This is a genomic window from Streptomyces sp. NPDC059906 (assembly GCF_042730645.1).
GTDB lineage: Bacteria > Actinomycetota > Actinomycetes > Streptomycetales > Streptomycetaceae > Streptomyces > Streptomyces rubrogriseus.
Map to the genome: position 1 here is coordinate 374655 of NZ_JBHWKU010000004.1, position 16105 is coordinate 390759.

The 16105-nt window shown below is 74.4% G+C and carries 17 protein-coding genes and 1 riboswitch; of the genes, 11 read left to right on the forward strand and 6 right to left on the reverse strand.

All coding sequences use genetic code 11. From position 1 onward, the window contains the following. Positions 1-63 precede the first annotated feature (63 nt). A riboswitch (cobalamin riboswitch) is annotated at positions 64-197 on the reverse strand. A gap of 159 nt (positions 198-356) precedes the next feature. After that, on the reverse strand, positions 357-578 hold the full coding sequence (locus ACFV9J_RS09395; RefSeq protein WP_003976975.1) for a hypothetical protein: 222 nt from the start codon (positions 576-578) through the stop codon (positions 357-359). A 34-nt stretch (positions 579-612) separates the two neighbouring features. Then, positions 613-1884 carry a low-affinity phosphate transporter PitH gene (pitH, locus tag ACFV9J_RS09400; protein ID WP_385352099.1) on the reverse strand — a complete coding sequence of 424 codons (1272 nt, stop codon included), beginning with the start codon at positions 1882-1884 and terminating at the stop codon, positions 613-615. 224 nt (positions 1885-2108) lie between these two features. On the opposite strand from pitH, the gene ACFV9J_RS09405 reads away from it, so the two are divergent. The 3 genes from ACFV9J_RS09405 to ACFV9J_RS09415 all read left to right on the forward strand — a co-directional run bounded on the left by ACFV9J_RS09405 (position 2109) and on the right by ACFV9J_RS09415 (position 6232). Further along, a complete protein-coding gene (locus ACFV9J_RS09405; RefSeq protein ID WP_385352234.1) occupies positions 2109-2843 on the forward strand; it encodes a class II aldolase/adducin family protein in 735 nt (244 codons plus the stop codon). Between the two features lie 114 nt (positions 2844-2957). Continuing rightward, positions 2958-4085, forward strand: coding sequence for an alpha/beta hydrolase family protein (locus ACFV9J_RS09410; protein WP_385352101.1), 1128 nt, complete (start codon positions 2958-2960; stop codon positions 4083-4085). 728 nt (positions 4086-4813) lie between these two features. Further along, positions 4814-6232, forward strand: coding sequence for a hypothetical protein (locus ACFV9J_RS09415; protein ID WP_385352103.1), 1419 nt, complete (start codon positions 4814-4816; stop codon positions 6230-6232). 60 nt (positions 6233-6292) lie between these two features. On the opposite strand, the gene ACFV9J_RS09420 is transcribed toward ACFV9J_RS09415, so the two are convergent. After that, complete coding sequence (locus tag ACFV9J_RS09420) at positions 6293-6706, reverse strand: VOC family protein (protein WP_385352105.1); 414 nt, start codon at positions 6704-6706, stop codon at positions 6293-6295. A 234-nt stretch (positions 6707-6940) separates the two neighbouring features. Here ACFV9J_RS09420 and ACFV9J_RS09425 point away from each other — a divergent pair, with 234 nt between their 5' ends. The 3 genes from ACFV9J_RS09425 (at position 6941) to ACFV9J_RS09435 (ending at position 10058) form a co-directional block, all read left to right on the forward strand. Next, positions 6941-8539 (forward strand): ABC-F family ATP-binding cassette domain-containing protein, encoded by a 1599-nt coding sequence (locus ACFV9J_RS09425; protein WP_385352107.1) that lies wholly within the window; start codon positions 6941-6943, stop codon positions 8537-8539. 336 nt (positions 8540-8875) lie between these two features. Beyond that, entirely contained in the window at positions 8876-9097 is a 222-nt protein-coding gene (locus ACFV9J_RS09430; RefSeq protein ID WP_003976983.1) for a helix-turn-helix domain-containing protein, read from the forward strand. Positions 9098-9254: 157 nt separating this feature from the next. Beyond that, positions 9255-10058 (forward strand): enoyl-CoA hydratase/isomerase family protein, encoded by an 804-nt coding sequence (locus ACFV9J_RS09435; protein WP_385352110.1) that lies wholly within the window; start codon positions 9255-9257, stop codon positions 10056-10058. 20 nt (positions 10059-10078) lie between these two features. Here ACFV9J_RS09435 and ACFV9J_RS09440 read toward each other — a convergent pair whose 3' ends face one another. After that, positions 10079-10879, reverse strand: a complete 801-nt coding sequence (locus ACFV9J_RS09440; protein WP_385352112.1) for a nucleopolyhedrovirus P10 family protein — start codon at positions 10877-10879, stop codon at positions 10079-10081. 87 nt (positions 10880-10966) lie between these two features. Between ACFV9J_RS09440 and ACFV9J_RS09445 the strand changes: the two genes are divergently transcribed. The 5 genes from ACFV9J_RS09445 (at position 10967) to amaP (ending at position 13349) form a co-directional block, all read left to right on the forward strand. Continuing rightward, positions 10967-11449: an Asp23/Gls24 family envelope stress response protein gene (locus ACFV9J_RS09445; RefSeq protein ID WP_385352114.1), complete on the forward strand. Its 483-nt coding sequence runs from the start codon at positions 10967-10969 to the stop codon at positions 11447-11449. A gap of 73 nt (positions 11450-11522) precedes the next feature. Beyond that, positions 11523-11708, forward strand: coding sequence for a hypothetical protein (locus ACFV9J_RS09450; protein ID WP_361172276.1), 186 nt, complete (start codon positions 11523-11525; stop codon positions 11706-11708). After that, positions 11705-12088, forward strand: a complete 384-nt coding sequence (locus ACFV9J_RS09455) for a hypothetical protein (protein ID WP_385352116.1) — start codon at positions 11705-11707, stop codon at positions 12086-12088. Before ACFV9J_RS09450 ends, ACFV9J_RS09455 begins: the two co-directional genes overlap by 4 nt. Then, positions 12085-12765: a DUF6286 domain-containing protein gene (locus ACFV9J_RS09460; RefSeq protein ID WP_385352118.1), complete on the forward strand. Its 681-nt coding sequence runs from the start codon at positions 12085-12087 to the stop codon at positions 12763-12765. The genes ACFV9J_RS09455 and ACFV9J_RS09460 overlap by 4 nt, the downstream gene beginning before the upstream one ends. Beyond that, positions 12762-13349, forward strand: coding sequence for an alkaline shock response membrane anchor protein AmaP (gene amaP, locus ACFV9J_RS09465; RefSeq protein ID WP_385352120.1), 588 nt, complete (start codon positions 12762-12764; stop codon positions 13347-13349). Before ACFV9J_RS09460 ends, amaP begins: the two co-directional genes overlap by 4 nt. Before the next feature lie 168 nt (positions 13350-13517). Here the strand turns inward: amaP and ACFV9J_RS09470 are convergent, their stop codons facing one another. Next, positions 13518-14273, reverse strand: a complete 756-nt coding sequence (locus tag ACFV9J_RS09470; RefSeq protein WP_385352122.1) for an SDR family oxidoreductase — start codon at positions 14271-14273, stop codon at positions 13518-13520. Positions 14274-14278: 5 nt separating this feature from the next. Beyond that, positions 14279-16066 carry a glycoside hydrolase family 15 protein gene (locus tag ACFV9J_RS09475; protein WP_385352124.1) on the reverse strand — a complete coding sequence of 596 codons (1788 nt, stop codon included), beginning with the start codon at positions 16064-16066 and terminating at the stop codon, positions 14279-14281. Between the last annotated feature and the right edge of the window lie 39 nt (positions 16067-16105).

Consider the following 16105-nt stretch of genomic DNA (forward strand, 5'->3'; position numbering starts at 1 on the left):
GGTGAGCCCGGAACGGCAGCCGCGCATGGCGATAGGTCCTCACTCAGGGTGTCCGCGCCCTGGTTCGAAGAGCACGGCGGCGAGAGTTCCTGGCTCCCGGGGATCCTGTCCCCGGTCACAGTGGCGGGACCGCGCCGGATTCGCACCGGGCTTCCTCTTCTGCCGCCGTAGATGGCCCCGGAAGTCCACCACGGTCCGCGAACACCCGTCAACCTGGCGTTGACCTGCGACGGGGGAGTGTGCGAAGGCCCACACCCGAGTGGTGTGCGCCGGTACGCGAAGAGGCGGGGCGCGGAACGGTTCGAGTCCGTCCCGCGCCCCGCCCCGGGGGCGTGCGCCCGTGCGTGGGGCGACGCTCAGGCGACGATCAGATAGATCCCGTACGCCACCGCCGCCGTGCACGCCGCGAAGCACGCGTAGGCGCCGGTGACCGCGAGGGCCGCGGAGCCGCCCCGGGCGGCGGCCCGCTCCTGGCGGGAGAGGCCGACGATGCCGAGGGTGAACAGGCCCACCAGGGCCACCGTGACCACGAGGCTGACGCCGAAGACGGAGCCGAGGGCTGCCCAGTCGATGCTCATGGAGGTTCGCTTCCTTCGTACCCGGCAGGCGGGTTCAGACGGTGGTGGCGGCCGACGGGGCCTTGGGGTCGGGGGTGGTGGCCGGGGCGGGGACGGTGGCCGCCAGCTCCTCGGTCGCGCCCGTCGGGGGCGGCGACACGGCGGCCATCGCCGTGGTGACCACACCGGCGGGCTCGGGCTGCCCCGGCCCCTCGGTGTCCACCGGGTCGCCCTCGACGACGTTGGTGTGGTCGACGACCTCGCGGCGGGAGATCCGCCAGATCGCGAAGCTGGAGGCGATCAGGAACACCGCGACGAGGGCCGTACCCCAGTCGCCGGCGCGGCAGACCCACTCGGCGAGCGCGGCGACCAGGGCCGCGGCCGGCAGCGTCAGGCCCCAGGCGACGAACATCCGGGTGGCCGTGGACCAGCGGACCACACCGCCCTTGCGGCCGAGGCCCGCGCCCATCACCGCACCGGAGACCGAGTGCGTGGTGGACAGCGAGAAGCCGAGGTGGGAGGAGGCCAGGATGACCGTGGCGGCGCTGGTCTGGGCGGCGAAGCCCTGCTGCGGCTGGAGGTCGGTCAGGCCCTTGCCCATGGTGCGGATGATGCGCCAGCCGCCCAGGTAGGTGCCGAGCGCGATGGCCAGACCCGCGCTCAGGATGACCCACACCGGCGGGTCGGAGTCGGGGGCGAGCGAGCCGCCGGCGATCAGGGCGAGGGTGATGATGCCCATGGTCTTCTGGGCGTCGTTGGTGCCGTGGGCCAGCGAGACCAGACCGGCGGAGGCGATCTGCCCGGCCCGGTAGCCCTTCTTGGCGGCCCTGCCGTCGGCCTTGCGGCCCAGCGAGTACGTCATCCGGGACGCGAGCATCGCCGCGAGGCCGGCCACGAGCGGGGCGGCGATCGCGGGGAGGAGCACCTTGGTGACGAGGACGTCGCCGTTGACCGCGCCGATGCCGGCCGAGGCGACGGCGGCACCGATCAGGCCGCCCATCAGGGCGTGCGAGGAGCTGGACGGGAGCCCGACCAGCCAGGTCAGGAGGTTCCAGAGGATCGCGCCGACCAGGGCGGCGAAGATGACCTCGGGACGGATGCCGGTCTCGTCGACGAGACCCTTGGAGATCGTGTTGGCGACCTCCACCGAGAGGAAGGCGCCTACAAGGTTGAGGACGGCGGACATCGCCACCGCCACCTTGGGCTTGAGCGCACCGGTCGAAATGGTCGTTGCCATCGCGTTCGCGGTGTCGTGGAAACCGTTCGTGAAATCAAACGCGAGTGCGGTTACCACCACAATCGCGAGGATCAGCGAGAAGCTTTCCATTTACCCAGGCAATCGTTCGAGGTCGTTGGCGCGACGAACGTAGGTAACCAGGGTGAACGGAAGATGAACTGGGCAGGGCGTCACGGTGACCGGAAGCGGTGTCGAGGCCTCCCGCTGCGTACCCGCTCCGGTGCTCTCCGGAGACGTCCCTGGCAGGATCGCCGCGAGGGCGTCCGGCGACGGGACGTGAGGGGCGCGCGGGCGCCCGGGAGGAGACGGTGACTGTGACGCGATCGCGGGCCGCAGGGGCGGACGGGACCGGGACCGGGACTGGAGACCGGGCGGGTGACGCGGCGGGAGAGCCGGCCGGGGCGGCCGCCGTCGGGCCGGCCTGGGCGGAACTCGTCGCGACGGCCCGCCGGACGGTATCGGACGGGCTGGTGGTCGGCACCTCCGGCAACGTCTCGGTGCGCGTCGGCGACACGGTCCTGGTCACCCCGTCGGGCGTCCCCTACGACCGGCTGGCCGCGGACGACGCGACCGGCGTCGACCTGGACGGACGGCAGGTGCTCGGCACCCTCGTCCCCACCAGCGAACTGCCCATGCACCTCGCCGTGTACCGCGCCGACCCCGGCGCCCGGGCCGTCGTCCACACCCACGCCGTGCACGCGACGGCGGTCTCGCTGCTCGTCCCCGAACTCCCGCCGGTGCACTACATGACCGCCGCCCTCGGCGGCCCCGTCCGGGTCGCCCCCTACGCGGCCTACGGCACCGCCGAACTCGCCCGCGGCATGCTCGAAGCCCTCGCCGACCGCACCGGCTGCCTGCTCCGCAACCACGGCACGATCACCTACGGCACCTCCCTCGACCAGGCCTACGACCGCACCGCCCAGCTCGAGTGGATGTGCCGCCTGTGGCTGACCGCGTCCTCGGTGCCGGGCCACTCGCCGTCCCTGCTGACGCCGGCCCAGCTCGCCGAGGCGACCGAACGCCTGCGGGGGTACGGGCAGCGAAGCTGACGCGCGGTGCGTGCCGGGCGGCTGCGCGGGTACCGGCTACGGGACACGAAGACCCCGTCACCCACTGTCACGCGTCCACTGGCCGCCCGAGGACTCCACCAGGAGACTGGCCCCATGCGCACTGTCACCGCAACGGCAGCCGCCGTCACCGCAGCACTGGCGACCGGGGTGGCGAGCGTCGCCGCCGGCCGGCTCGCCAGCGACGCCGCGCTCAAGGCGCCCCCCGGCCGGCCCCTGCCCACCGAGCCCCGGCTCACCGTGCACGGGACCGCCGCCGGGCAGATCACCCTCACCCGGGACCTGGCCGCCCTGCGCCCCGGCCGGTACGGGCTCGCCGGCGACGGCTCCCACGCCGTGCTCGGCCCCGTCCTGGACACCGCCGAGCACGGCGCCGACACCGTCGTACGCCGCCTCGAACGCGTCACGCACGGCACCCTCGCGACCGGCGACCGGGCGTGGTTCACCCCCAACCTGTACGTCGGGAACCCGGGCACGGCCCTCGACCTGGAGTACGCCGACGTCGAGGTCCCGGGGGAACTGGGGCCGCTCCCGGCCTGGTTCCTGCCCGGGGCCCGGCCGACCTGGATCGTCGCCGTGCACGGCCTGGCCGCCACCCGCGAACACGCGCTGAACCTGATCGCCCCCCTGCACCGCCGCAACGTCCCGGTACTCGCCCTCGCCTACCGAGGCGACGTCGGCGCACCGCCCTCGCCGGACGGCCTGCACCACTTCGGCGAGACCGAATGGCGCGACGTGGACGCGGCCGTCCGCTACGCCCTCGACCACGGCGCCCGCCAGGTCGTCCTGCTCGGCTGGTCCACCGGCGCCACCATGGCGCTGCGCACCGCCGCGCTCTCCGGCGTGCGCGAGCGCATCGCGGGGCTCGTCCTGGACTCCCCGGTGCTCAGCTGGGAGACCACCCTGCGCGCCCTGGCCGCCGCCCGCCGCACCCCCGGCGCGCTCCTGCCGCTCGCCGTCCGGGCCGCGCAGGGCCGCGCCGGGCTGCACGCGGACCGGGACACCGGCACGGCCGGTCTGCACCGCCCGGCCGTGCCCACCCTGATCTTCCACGGCCCGGGTGACGAAGTGGCCCCCTGGCGCCTGAGCCGCCGCCTCGCCGACACCCACCCCCGCCTGGTCGCCCTCCACACCGTCCGGGACGCCCCGCACGGAGCCATGTGGAACGCCGACCCCGCGGACTACGAGGAGACCCTCCGCCGCTTCATGACCCCGCTGGTGTGACCCCCCCACGTCCTCCGACACCCCCCCGTCGCGCCCCCCCGCGACACCCCCCCCGTCGCGCCCCCCCGCCACGTCCTCCGCCACAGCCCCCGTCGCGCCCCCCCCGTCGCGCCCCCCGCGACACCCCCGTCGCGCCCCCCGCGACACCCCCGTCGCGCCCCCCGCGACACCCCCCGTCGCGCCCCCCGCGACACCCCCCGTCGCGCCCCCCGCGACACCCCCCGTCGCGCCCCCCGTCATGTCCTCCGCCACACCCCCCGTCGCGCCCCCCGCGACGCCCCCCCCCGCGACGCCCCCCGCCACACCCCCGGTCACGCCCCCGTCACGCCTTCCGTCACGTCCCTCGTCACGCCTTCCGTCACGTTCCTCGTCACGTCCCCGTCACGCCTTCCGTCACGTCCCTCGTCACGCCTTCCGTCACGTTCCTCGTCACGTCCCCGTCACGTCCCCCGCCACGCCTTCCGCCACGTCCCTCGTCACGCCCCCCGCCACACCCCCCGTCACGCCCCTCCGTGCGCCCCCGCCGGCCCCGCCGGCCCCGCGCAGGATCCACCCCCCACCCACCGTTCCCGCCGTTCCCGGGCGCGTCGCTCCGGTTCCGTTCAGCGCCGTACCACTGGCCTGATCCGATGCTCGGACGCTGTGCCGGGCCCCCGCGTCCGCCGTCCCGGGAGGCCGCCGGGGCATTCCGTTTGGGTTTTCGGACCGTCAACCGGAAGACTGCACCCGTGACGTCCCGTATCCCGCGCGACTCCAGGCTTCGACTCGTCCGCCCGCGACCCCTGGCCGCCGCCCCCCAAGCGATGAATCAGCGGCGTCCGCGCCGCCCCGCGCCGCGCCCCCCGGAAGGCACACCGGCCCGCTCGGAGCTGGCCGGAATGGCGCGCTCCGGTCTTGCCGGCGCGGCCCGCGTCGCCCGCTGGGCCGACTCCGCACTCGGCCCCGGCCGCGGCAGCGCGACCGCCGACGGCAAGGCCACCCTGTCCGACGCCACCGCCGACCACGCGGCCCGCGAGCTGGGCCTGCCCGTGGCCAAGGTCCGCGCCGACTGGGACACCGCCCGCCTCGCCGGCCTGGTCGAGGTGCACGGCGACACCGCCCGCCCCGGCTGGCGGCTGCGCGCCTGGAACCGCGACGACAGCGCCGTGCTGCGCGGCTGGGTCGCCCTCTTCGACGCCTGGTCGCTCGCCCACCCCGAGCCCGCCGGACAGGAGCCCGGCGCGGTGGCCGAGGTCGTCTCCGCGATGCCCCAGGTGCTCTCCTTCCTCCAGCTGTCCGCCGGACCCGTCCCCGTGGCGCAGCTCCTGGACCTGCTGGAGCAGCGCGTCACCGAACTGCGCACCGAACGCTGCGAGGTGCCCTACGGCCCCCGGCTCGAACCCGGCACCCCGGGCGCCGAGCCGGACCCGGCCCCGGCCAACGACACCGCGCTCGCCCCCCTCCTCGAGTGGGCCCTGCACGCCCTCGCCGCCGTCGGCGCCCTCACCTGCGGCGACGGACAGGCCACGCTCACCCCGCTCGGCAGCTGGGCGGTCTGGGTCAAGCTGGAGCAGATCTGCGTCGCCGCGCAGAGCCCCGCCGGCAACATCGAGCAGTCGGCCGAGGGCATGCTCCGCGGCTGCGGCCGGCTCCGCCCCAACGCCGCCCGCGCCGAGTACCGGGCCTGGCTCGCCGCCCGCCCCGTCGGCAGCGCCGTCGCCGAACTGCTCGGTGCCGCCCGCGGCGAGGACGCCCTGCTGCGCGGCCTCGCCTTCGAGGCGCTGCGCGTCGTCGGCGCCCCCGCCGAGCCCGACGTCCGCGGCGTCCTCGACGAGCCGACGCTCAGGCCGTACGCCCTGCTGTGGCTGGCCGAGCACGACGGCGCCGACCCCGAGGACGCCCACGAGGTCCTCACCCGCCCGGAGGCCACCTGGCTGTGGGTCGACACCGCGGCCGCCGTCGCCGACCACGGGGAGGCCCCGCTGCTGGTGCGGCACCTGGAGTCGGCCGTGCAGGCCACCGTCCCGGCCCTGCTCGACGAGGTCCGCGCGGTCGGCCACCCCCGCACCGTGCAGGTCCTGGTGGCGCTGGCCGCCGCGCACCCGGACCCCGCCCTGGCCAAGGCCGTACGCCGGGCGGCCTTCCAGGTCCACACCGGGGGCAGCTGACCGGCCGACCCCGACGGGCGGACCTCGTCGGGCAGGGCCGGGACGACGGACCGCCGGAGGCTACCCGCCTACCTCCGGCGCGTACGTCCCGAAGCTCCAGACGTTGCCCTCCAGGTCGCGGGCCATGTAGTCCCGCGAGCCGTAGTCCTGGTCGGTCGGGGGCATCAGGATCTCCGCGCCGTGCTCCACCGCCCGCCGGTGATGGGCGTCGACGTCCGCCACCACGACGTACACCCCCGTGGGGCCGCCGCCCTTCATCGCCTCGTCGAAGCGGCTGCCGCTGCCCTTCGAGCCGAGCATGACCGCGCCGTTGCCCTGGGCCAGCTCGGCGTGGGCCACCGAGCCGTCCTCGCCCTCGTACACCGCGAGTTCGGTGAAGCCGAAGGCCTCGGTGAGCTGCCGGATCGCGGCCTTGGCGTCCGCGTACCGGAGCGTCGGGCAGATGCTCGGGCCGCCGCCCGCGTTGCCTGTCATGCCGATCACTTCCTTGTGAGCCGGTGGTCCGTCCTGACTGGCCGGGTCCATGGCCCGAAGGCCGCTTTGGACTCGTTCGCCCAGTCTTGCACCGGCCACCGACAACGCTCGCGGGGAAAAGCGGTTGCACCGCCCCGTTAGACTGGCCCTCATGGCCATTCTCCTCGTGCATTAGAGCGGCGGGAACCTCCACAGCCGCCCACTCCCGCCAACCACCCGCCCAGGAGTCTGACCGTGATCTCCGCCTCCGGCATCGAGCTGCGCGCCGGTGCCCGTGTCCTCATCGAGAGCGCCACCTTCCGCGTCGCCAAGGGCGACCGCATCGGCCTGGTCGGCCGCAACGGCGCCGGCAAGACCACCCTCACCAAGGTCCTGGCCGGCGAGGGCCAGCCCGCCGCCGGTGCCGTCACCCGCTCCGGCGAGGTCGGCTACCTCCCGCAGGACCCGCGCACCGGCGACCTCGACGTGCTCGCCCGCGACCGCATCCTGTCCGCCCGCGGCCTGGACACCCTGATCCGCAAGATGCGCGACAACGAGCAGCGCATCGCGGGCGGCCAGGGCGCCACCCGTGACAAGGCGCTCAAGCAGTACGAGCGCCAGGAGACCGAGTTCCTCACCAAGGGCGGATACGCCGCCGAGGCCGAGGCCGCCACCATCGCCGCCGCGCTCAACCTGCCCGACCGGGTGCTCGGCCAGCCCCTGCACACGCTCTCCGGCGGTCAGCGCCGCCGTATCGAGCTGGCCAGGATCCTGTTCTCGGACGCCGACACGCTGCTGCTCGACGAGCCGACCAACCACCTCGACGCCGACTCGATCATCTGGCTGCGCGACTACCTGAAGACCTACCGCGGCGGCTTCATCGTGATCTCCCACGACGTCGACCTGGTCGAGACGGTCGTCAACAAGGTGTTCTACCTGGACGCCAACCGCTCCCAGATCGACGTCTACAACATGGGCTGGCGGCTCTACCAGCAGCAGCGCGAGGCCGACGAGAAGCGCCGCAAGCGCGAGCGCCAGAACGCCGAGAAGAAGGCGTCCGCCCTGCACTCGCAGGCCGACAAGATGCGCGCCAAGGCCACCAAGACCGTCGCCGCGCAGAACATGGCCCGCCGGGCCGACAAGCTGCTGGCCGGCCTGGAGGCCGAGCGCAAGTCCGACAAGGTCGCCAAGCTCCGCTTCCCCGAGCCCGCGCCCTGCGGCAAGACCCCGCTGACCGCCGAGGGCCTGTCCAAGTCGTACGGCTCCCTGGAGATCTTCACCGACGTCGACCTGGCCATCGACAAGGGCTCCCGGGTCGTCATCCTCGGCCTCAACGGCGCCGGCAAGACCACGCTGCTGCGCCTGCTCGGCGGCGTGGAGAAGCCCGACACCGGCGAGGTGGTCGAGGGCCACGGGCTCAAGCTCGGCTACTACGCCCAGGAGCACGAGACCCTCGACCCCGAGCGCACCGTCCTGGAGAACATGCGCTCGGCCAACCCCGACCTCGACCTCGTCGACGTCCGCAAGACGCTGGGTTCGTTCCTGTTCTCCGGCGACGACGTCGACAAGCCCGCCGGTGTCCTCTCCGGCGGCGAGAAGACCCGCCTCGCCCTGGCCACCCTCGTGGTGTCCTCGGCGAACGTGCTGCTCCTCGACGAGCCCACCAACAACCTCGACCCGGCCAGCCGCGAGGAGATCCTCGGCGCGCTGCGCACCTACAAGGGCGCCGTCGTCCTCGTCACCCACGACGAGGGCGCCGTCGAGGCGCTCCAGCCGGAACGGATTATTCTGCTTCCGGACGGTGTCGAGGACCTGTGGGGCGCCGACTACGCGGACCTCGTCGCCCTCGCTTGATCGAATGGATGATCCACTGGTTATGGATCATTCGGCCGATCCGTGATCCGCCATCTGTGTGAGATCTCCTCATCAAGAGGTGTGTCCTACATCGAATTCGCGGCCGGACCCCCATCCACCGGGGGTCCGGCCGCGACGCCTTTCTGACCTGGAATTTCGCGGAGAAACTCGTTCGGCGGAACGGGCCCGTTTCTCTGGAATCAGGGATTCCGTATGTGGGGACACGCTCCTGTCGTCACAACCTTGTCTCATCAGCCTTGCCGAATGGGTGGCCATGAGCGCCTGGAGGGGTGATCATGAGGAGAACCAGAGCGCACTTCCCTTGAGGAGGCACGGGTGGCCGAGACTCTGAAGAAGGGCAGCCGGGTTACCGGCGCCGCGCGCGACAAGCTCGCGGCAGACCTGAAGAAGAAGTACGACGCCGGTGCGAGCATCCGGGCGTTGGCCGAGGAAACCGGCCGCTCGTATGGCTTTGTGCACCGCATGCTGAGCGAGTCGGGCGTCACGCTCCGAGGGCGTGGCGGGGCTACCCGGGGCAAGAAGGCCACTTCGGCCTGACGTCCCGGGCGGCCCCCGACTCCGAAAGTGACGGTGGCCACCCGGTCGGTCGTCCGACCGTCCGGGTGGTTACTGTGCAGTCACTTAGCCCTGCCGTCGCACGGCGCACCGTCCGGCGCGCGGCGGGGACGACGACCGCACCTTTCGGAGGCGCCCCATGGCTTCGCCCGCCCACGACCCCGGTCCCGCACTCGACCAGGACGGCGTGCGGCTCACCGTCGACGACGCGATCGCCACGGTGACGCTGACCAACCCGGCCAAGCGCAACGCGCAGAGCCCCGCTCTGTGGCGGGCGCTCGCCGAGGCCGGCCGGCTGCTGCCGGGCTCCGTCCGCGCGGTGGTGCTGCGGGCCGAGGGCAAGTCCTTCTCGGCCGGACTCGACCGGCAGGCGTTCACGCCCGAGGGCTTCGACGGCGAACCGTCGTTCATCGACCTCGCGCGGGGCGGCGACGCCGAGCTGGACGCGACCATCGCCGAGTACCAGGAGGCGTTCACCTGGTGGCGGCGCAGCGACCTCGTGTCGGTCGCCGCCGTGCAGGGGCACGCCATCGGGGCGGGCTTCCAGCTGGCCCTCGCCTGCGACCTGCGGGTCGTCGCGGACGACGTGCAGTTCGCCATGCGCGAGACCAGCCTGGGCCTGGTGCCGGACCTGACGGGTACGCATCCCCTGGTGTCCCTGGTCGGGTACGCCCGTGCGCTGGAGATCTGCGCCACCGGGCGCTTCGTCGCGGCCGAGGAGGCCGTGAGCACCGGCCTGGCCAACCTCGCCGTGCCCGCGGACCAGCTCGACCCCACCGTGCACGACCTGGTGTCCGCGATCCTGGCCGCACCGCGCGACGCGGTCGTCGAGACCAAGGCGCTGCTCCAGGGCGCCCCGACGCGGGACTACGAGGCCCAGCGCACCGCCGAACGGGCCGCGCAGGGGCGCCGGCTGCGCGACCTGGCGGGGCTCGGGGAGTAGGGGCGCCGAGGCGCGGCTTCTCAGCCGGCGTCCGTCCGGGTCACCACCACCGCCACCGACGGACGGTCCGCCACGGCCTCGGACACCGCCGCGCGGACCCGCCGGGCCACCTCGACGACCCGGTGGTCCGCCCGCACCGCCAGCTCCACCCGGACATGGCGGCGCGGCAGGGCGCCCTCCCGCGGTGGCGGCTCGGTCAGGTGCACCGGACGGCCCAGTACGCCCGTCAGCCGCACCACGCCCGGCACCGCCAGCGCGGCCCGGGCGACGCGCCCCTCGTCCCCGCTCGCTTCCCTTCCGTCGCCGTCGCCGTCGCCGTCGGTTTCGGTGTCGGGCACGTCGGTCACGTCGGCCGCGTCGACGGGCCCCGGCTCGGGCCCGGCCTCCGGACCCGCCTCCGGCGTTTCGTCGAGCAGGCCGGTCACCCGCAGGTCCACGTCCGCCGCCGCGAGGCCGAGCCGCGCGGCCGCCGCCTTTGTCAGCGCGGCCCGCAGGCGCACGGCCGTCGCCGGCAGGGGCTCCGCGACCGCCGCCGTCGGCCCCACGACCACCGCGAAGTCGGCCGTCACCCGCAGCGGACCGGGCGGCAGCGCACCCGGCGGAAGCGGTACGGCGGGCTCGCGCACGTCGTCCGGGTCCGCGAGCCCGACCCGCAGGTCACCCGGACGCACCCCCGGCACCCCCCGGGCCGCCGCCAGCAGCACCTCCCGGGCCGCCCGCTCGGCGATCCACGCGCCGTCCCCCGGGCCGCCCAGCGGCAGCAGCCTGCTGAGACCCAACCGCTCCCGCACCGCCCGCGTCCACCCGTCCGCCGTCGTCATTGCCCCAGCCTGCCGCATCCGTGGCGCGAGTCACCGCAACCCCGCCTAACGTGGACACAGGACTACGACCGAAAGGGACGTACGGCGATGAGCGACATGGAGAGCCACCGGAGCGGGCAGGACACGATCGAGACCCCCGGTACGGCCAAGGGCCAGACGATGCGGCGCGGCGGCGGAGACCCCGGCACCAGGGGACGCACCACCATCGCCGACGGCGTCGTCGAGAAGATCACCGGAATGGCGGCACGCGACGTCTCCGGTGTGCACGCGATGGGCAGCGGAATGTCGCGCACCTTCGGCGCCGTGCGCGACCGGGTGCCCGGCGGGACCAAGTCCGGGGTGACACGCGGGGTCAAGGCCGAGGTCGGCGAGAAGCAGACCGCCCTCGATCTGGAGATCGTCGTCGAGTACGGCGTGTCGATCGCGGACGTGGCCCGGGACGTGCGGGAGAACGTGGTGGCGGCGGTGGAGCGGATGACCGGTCTGGAGGTCGTCGAGGTCAACATCGCGGTGAGCGACGTGAAGCTGCCCGACGAGGAGGACGAGGAACCGGAGCCCCGGATCAGGTGACACTGAAGCTGACGGAACGCCGACGGAACGCTGACTGAACGGTGAGTGAATCGGTGAATGAGGGGAGCGCACCATGAACATGGCCGTGGTCGGCATGATCGCCGGCATGGCACTGGGCTTCGCCGGATACTTCGGCGGGTTCGGTGCCTTCCTGCTGGTGGCGGCCCTCGGGGCCGTCGGGTTCGTCGTCGGCCGCTTGCTGGAGGGGGACATGGAACTCGGTGACTTCTTCCGCTCCCGCGACGACCGGCGGCGGTGACCGGCGTGAGCGATGGAGCCGGTGAGCTCCTCGAACCCCTGGCCCGCGTGGCACCGGGCGAGCGCGGCGCCACGCGGATCGCCGACCGGGTCGTCGCCAAGGTCGCCGCCCGGGCGGCGCGCGAGGCGCTCGGCCCGCTCCACCCGGACGCCGCACGGCCGTACGCGACCGTCGACGTCCACCACGACACCGCACACGTCCGGGTCCACCTCGAACTCGACTACCCCTGCGACATCGGCGCCCGCTGCGGCCGGGTGCGTCACCAAGTCGTCCAGCGGGTACGTGCGTTGGTGGGCATGGCGGTGCCGGAGGTCGCCGTCCAGGTGGAGCGGCTGCACCTGGCGGCGCAGTACGGCGCGAGGCACGGGAGGACGCGATGAGCGAGCCGCGGGGCTCCGGGACGGGAGAGGGCAGCACCCAGCGCCTGCCCGTCGTGGAACGCGACACCCACCCGGGTGCGGCACCGTCGCCGGACCGGCACGAGCCCGGCCCCCCGGACGCGTCCGGGAGCGGACGGGCGGGCCGCTTCTGGTCCGTGCGCCGCGTCCCCGCCGGCCTCGTCGCGCTGCTGCTCCTGCTCCTCGCCGGGGCCTTCCTCTACGACGTCGCCGCCGTGCGCGCAGGCCGGACCGCGCTCGGCTGGCGCCGCGACCTGACCCGGCAGCTCGCCGAACGGCCCGTCGACGACACCTGGGTGCTGGTCGGCGCGGGCGTCGCCGCGGCCCTCGGGCTCTGGCTGCTCGTGCTGGCCCTCACCCCCGGACTGCGCCGGGTGCTGCCGATGCGGCGCACGCACCCGGACGTACACGCCGGGCTGCACCGGGACGCCGCCGCCACGGTGCTGCGCGACCGGGCCATGGAGGTTTCCGGGGTGCAGTCGGCGCGGGTGCGGATGCGCCGCCGCCGGGCCCGGGTACGGGCGCTGTCGCACTTCCGGGAACTGGACGACGTACGGGCCGACCTGGACGGTGTGCTCGACGACGCGGTGCGCGGCCTCGGACTGGCCCGGCGGCCCGCCGTGTCGCTGCGGGTGGCGCGCCCCGGACGGAAGGGGTGAGCGCGGTGCTCAGGACGGTGAACCGGGTACTGACGGCGCTGGCGGGCCTGGTCCTGCTGGCCCTCGGCGGCGCGGTGCTGGCCGTGGGCTTCGACGCCCCGGCACCCTCCTGGTGGGTCCACCAGGGGCCGCACGACGTGCTGCTGAGCAACGCCGAACGGACCCGGTGGCGGGAGGCCGGCTGGTGGTGGCCGGTCGTCATCGCCGCGCTCGCCGTCCTGCTGCTGCTCGCCCTGTGGTGGCTGGTCGCGGTGGTACGCCGCCGCAGGCTGACCGAGGTCCTCGTCGACACCGGGGACGGTGAGGGCGCCACGCTGCGCGGCAGGGCGCTGGAGGACGTCATCGCCGGTGAGGCGGACCGCGTGGACGGGGTCGAACGGGCAGGCGTCCGGCTCACCGGCCGCCGCGACGCCCCGGCGACCCGCGTCCGGCTGCTCCTGGCCCCCCACGTGGACCCCGGCACGGCCCTGCACGACCTCACCACCCGGGCCCTGACCCACGCCCGCGACTCGGCGAACCTCACCGCCCTCCCGGCGGAGGTCCAGCTCCGCGGCGTCAAGCACGGGGCCGAGCGGGTCAACTGAGGGGACGGCCGGCGCGGACGTCCGGCTGAGCGCACCACGACCGGCGCCCGGGGCCCGTCCGGGCGATCGCGCGCGGGATCGCGGCCCGGCGTGCGGGACGCGTGACTCCCGGACGCGGCAGCGGCTTCGGGCCCGGTGTCCACACCAGGGCCCTGCCCGGCCGGTTCCTCAGAACCCGTGCCGCACGCCGCCGTCCACCGGCAGCATCACGCCCGTGATGTACGACGCCGCGGGGGAGAGCAGGAACGCCGACGCGCGGCCGAACTCCTCCGGGGCGCCGTAGCGGCGCAGCGGGATGCGGGACTCGGCGGCCGCCCTGGTCGCCTCCGGGTCGGCGGACAGCCCGTCCAGCTCGCGCACCCGGTCGGTGTCGACGCGCCCCGGCAGCAGGCCGACGACGCGGATGCCCCGCGGGCCCAGCTCGTCGGCGAGCGACTTGGCGAAGCCCGCGAGGCCGGGGCGCAGACCGTTGGAGATGGTCAGGCCCGGAATCGGCTCGTGCACCGAGCCCGACAGCACGAACCCGATCACCCCGCCGTCCGCCAGCTCGGCCGCCGCCGCCCGGGCCAGGCGCACCGCGCCGAGGAACACCGACTCGAACGCCGACTGCCACTGCTCGTCCGTGGTGTCGGCGACGAACCCGGGCGGCGGCCCGCCCACGCTGATCAGCACGCCGTCGAAACGGCCGAAGCGCTCACGGGCGGTCGCGATCAGCCGCCCCGCGGCCTCCGGGTCGGCGTTGTCCGCGGCCACCCCGACCACCTCCGGGCCCAGCGCCGAGGCCGCCTGAGCGACGCTCTTCTCGTCCCGGCCCGTGACGACCACCTTCGCCCCGCCGGCGAGCAGCTCGCGCGCGGCGGCGTTGCCCAGGCCCCGGGTGGCACCCGTGACGACGTACACCCGGTCCTTCAGTCCAAGATCCATGACCCCTATCCTGCCCCCTCGCCCCCGAACAGGGCGAGGGCCGTGTTCACCAGGCCGACGTGGCTGAAGGCCTGCGGGAAGTTGCCGAGCTGGTGTCCGGAGACCGGGTCGTACTCCTCGGCCAGCAGCCCCACGTCGTTGGCGAGCCCCACCAGCCGCTCGAACAGCTCCCGGGCCTCCTTCGTCCGGCCGGTCGCGTGCAGCGCGTCCGCGTACCAGAACGAGCACACCAGGAACGTCCCCTCGCCGCCCGGCAGGCCGTCGACCCGGCGGCCCTCGGTGCTGTAGCGGCGGACCAGGCCGTCCCGGGTCAGCTCCGCGCCGATCGCGTCGACCGTGCCGACCACCCGCGGGTCGTCCGGCGGCAGGAAGCCCACGCGCGGGATCAGCAGCAGGGAGGCGTCCAGCTCACGCGAGCCGTAGTACTGGGTGAAGGTGTTGCGCACCGGGTCGTAGCCCTTCTCGCACACCTCGCGGTGCACCTCGTCGCGCAGCGCCCGCCAGCCGTCGAGGTCACCGCCGCCCAGCTCCGGATGGTGCTCCAGCGTGCGCACCGCCCGGTCCAGGGCCACCCACGTCATCACCTTCGAGTGCACGAACTGCCGGCGCCCGCCCCGCACCTCCCACAGCCCCTCGTCCGGCTCCCGCCACGCCGTGGCCAGGAACTCCATCAGGGCGCACTGCAACTCCCACATCTGCGGCCGGGGGCGCATCCCCGCCCGCCGGGCCAGCGACAGGGAGTCCATGACCTCGCCGTACACGTCCAGCTGGAGCTGGTTCACCGCGTCGTTGCCGATGCGCACGGGTGCGGACCCGGCGAAGCCGGACAGCCACGGCAACTCGGACTCGGGCAGCCGCCGCTCGCCCGCGACGCCGTACATGATCTGCAGGTCCGCCGGGTTGCCCGCGACCGCGCGCAGCAGCCAGTCGCGCCAGGCCTCGGCCTCCTCCAGGTACCCGGCCGATAGCAGGGCGCCCAGGGTGAGCGTGGAGTCGCGCAGCCAGCAGAAGCGGTAGTCCCAGTTGCGCACGCCCCCCGGCTCCTCGGGCAGTGACGTGGTGGGGGCCGCCACGATGCCGCCGGTGGGCTTGTACGTGAGTGCCTTCAGCGTGATCAGGGAGCGGACCACGGCGTCCCGGTGCGGGCCGTCGTAGCGGCAGCGTGCCGCCCACTCGCGCCAGTCCTCGACGCTGTGCTCCAGCGACATGTACGGGTCGATCAGCGGCGGCCGGGGCTCGTGCGAGGGGTGCCAGGTCAGCACGAACGCGACCCTCTCGCCCGCGGCGACGGTGAACTCCGCGTGCGTCCCGAAGTCCTGGCCCCAGCTGCGCACCTCGGGCTCGCTGCGCAGCCACGCCGAGTCGGGCCCGGCGACGGCCACCCGGTGCCCGTCGGCCCTGCGCACCCACGGGACGATCGAGCCGTGGTCGAAGCGCAGCCGGAGCACGCTGTGCACGGTGACCTCACCGCGCAGGCCCTCCACGATGCGGACGAGGTCGGGGGCCCGGTCGCGCTGGGGCATCAGGTCGGTGACGCGGACCGCACCGTCCTCGGTCTCCCACTCGGTGTCCAGGACGAGGGTGTCCGGCCGGTAGGCGCGCCGGGTGCAGCGCTCCGCGCCCTTGGGCGCGATGCGCCAGTGGCCGTTGTCCTCGTCGCCGAGCAGCTTGGCGAAGCAGGCGGCCGAGTCGAAGCGGGGCAGGCAGAGCCAGTCCACGGAGCCGTCCGTGGAGACCAGGGCCGCGGTCTGCTGGTCGCCGATGAGCGCGTAGTCCTCGATGTGGGGGTGCACGGGTTGACCTCTTCCCGGCCTCGGCCGGAGCAATCGGAT

Bases quoted from the DNA above. Each gene is read 5' to 3' on its own strand.
- ACFV9J_RS09410 (WP_385352101.1), top strand. From the start codon at position 2,958: ATGCGCACTGTCACCGCAACGGCAGCCGCCGTCACCGCAGCACTGGCG.
- ACFV9J_RS09470 (WP_385352122.1), bottom strand. From the start codon at position 14,273: ATGGATCTTGGACTGAAGGACCGGGTGTACGTCGTCACGGGTGCCACC.
- ACFV9J_RS09420 (WP_385352105.1), bottom strand. From the start codon at position 6,706: ATGACAGGCAACGCGGGCGGCGGCCCGAGCATCTGCCCGACGCTCCGG.
- ACFV9J_RS09445 (WP_385352114.1), top strand. From the start codon at position 10,967: ATGAGCGACATGGAGAGCCACCGGAGCGGGCAGGACACGATCGAGACC.
- ACFV9J_RS09440 (WP_385352112.1), bottom strand. From the start codon at position 10,879: ATGACGACGGCGGACGGGTGGACGCGGGCGGTGCGGGAGCGGTTGGGT.
- ACFV9J_RS09460 (WP_385352118.1), top strand. From the start codon at position 12,085: ATGAGCGAGCCGCGGGGCTCCGGGACGGGAGAGGGCAGCACCCAGCGC.
- pitH (WP_385352099.1), bottom strand. From the start codon at position 1,884: ATGGAAAGCTTCTCGCTGATCCTCGCGATTGTGGTGGTAACCGCACTC.
- ACFV9J_RS09435 (WP_385352110.1), top strand. From the start codon at position 9,255: ATGGCTTCGCCCGCCCACGACCCCGGTCCCGCACTCGACCAGGACGGC.
- ACFV9J_RS09395 (WP_003976975.1), bottom strand. From the start codon at position 578: ATGAGCATCGACTGGGCAGCCCTCGGCTCCGTCTTCGGCGTCAGCCTC.
- ACFV9J_RS09450 (WP_361172276.1), top strand. From the start codon at position 11,523: ATGAACATGGCCGTGGTCGGCATGATCGCCGGCATGGCACTGGGCTTC.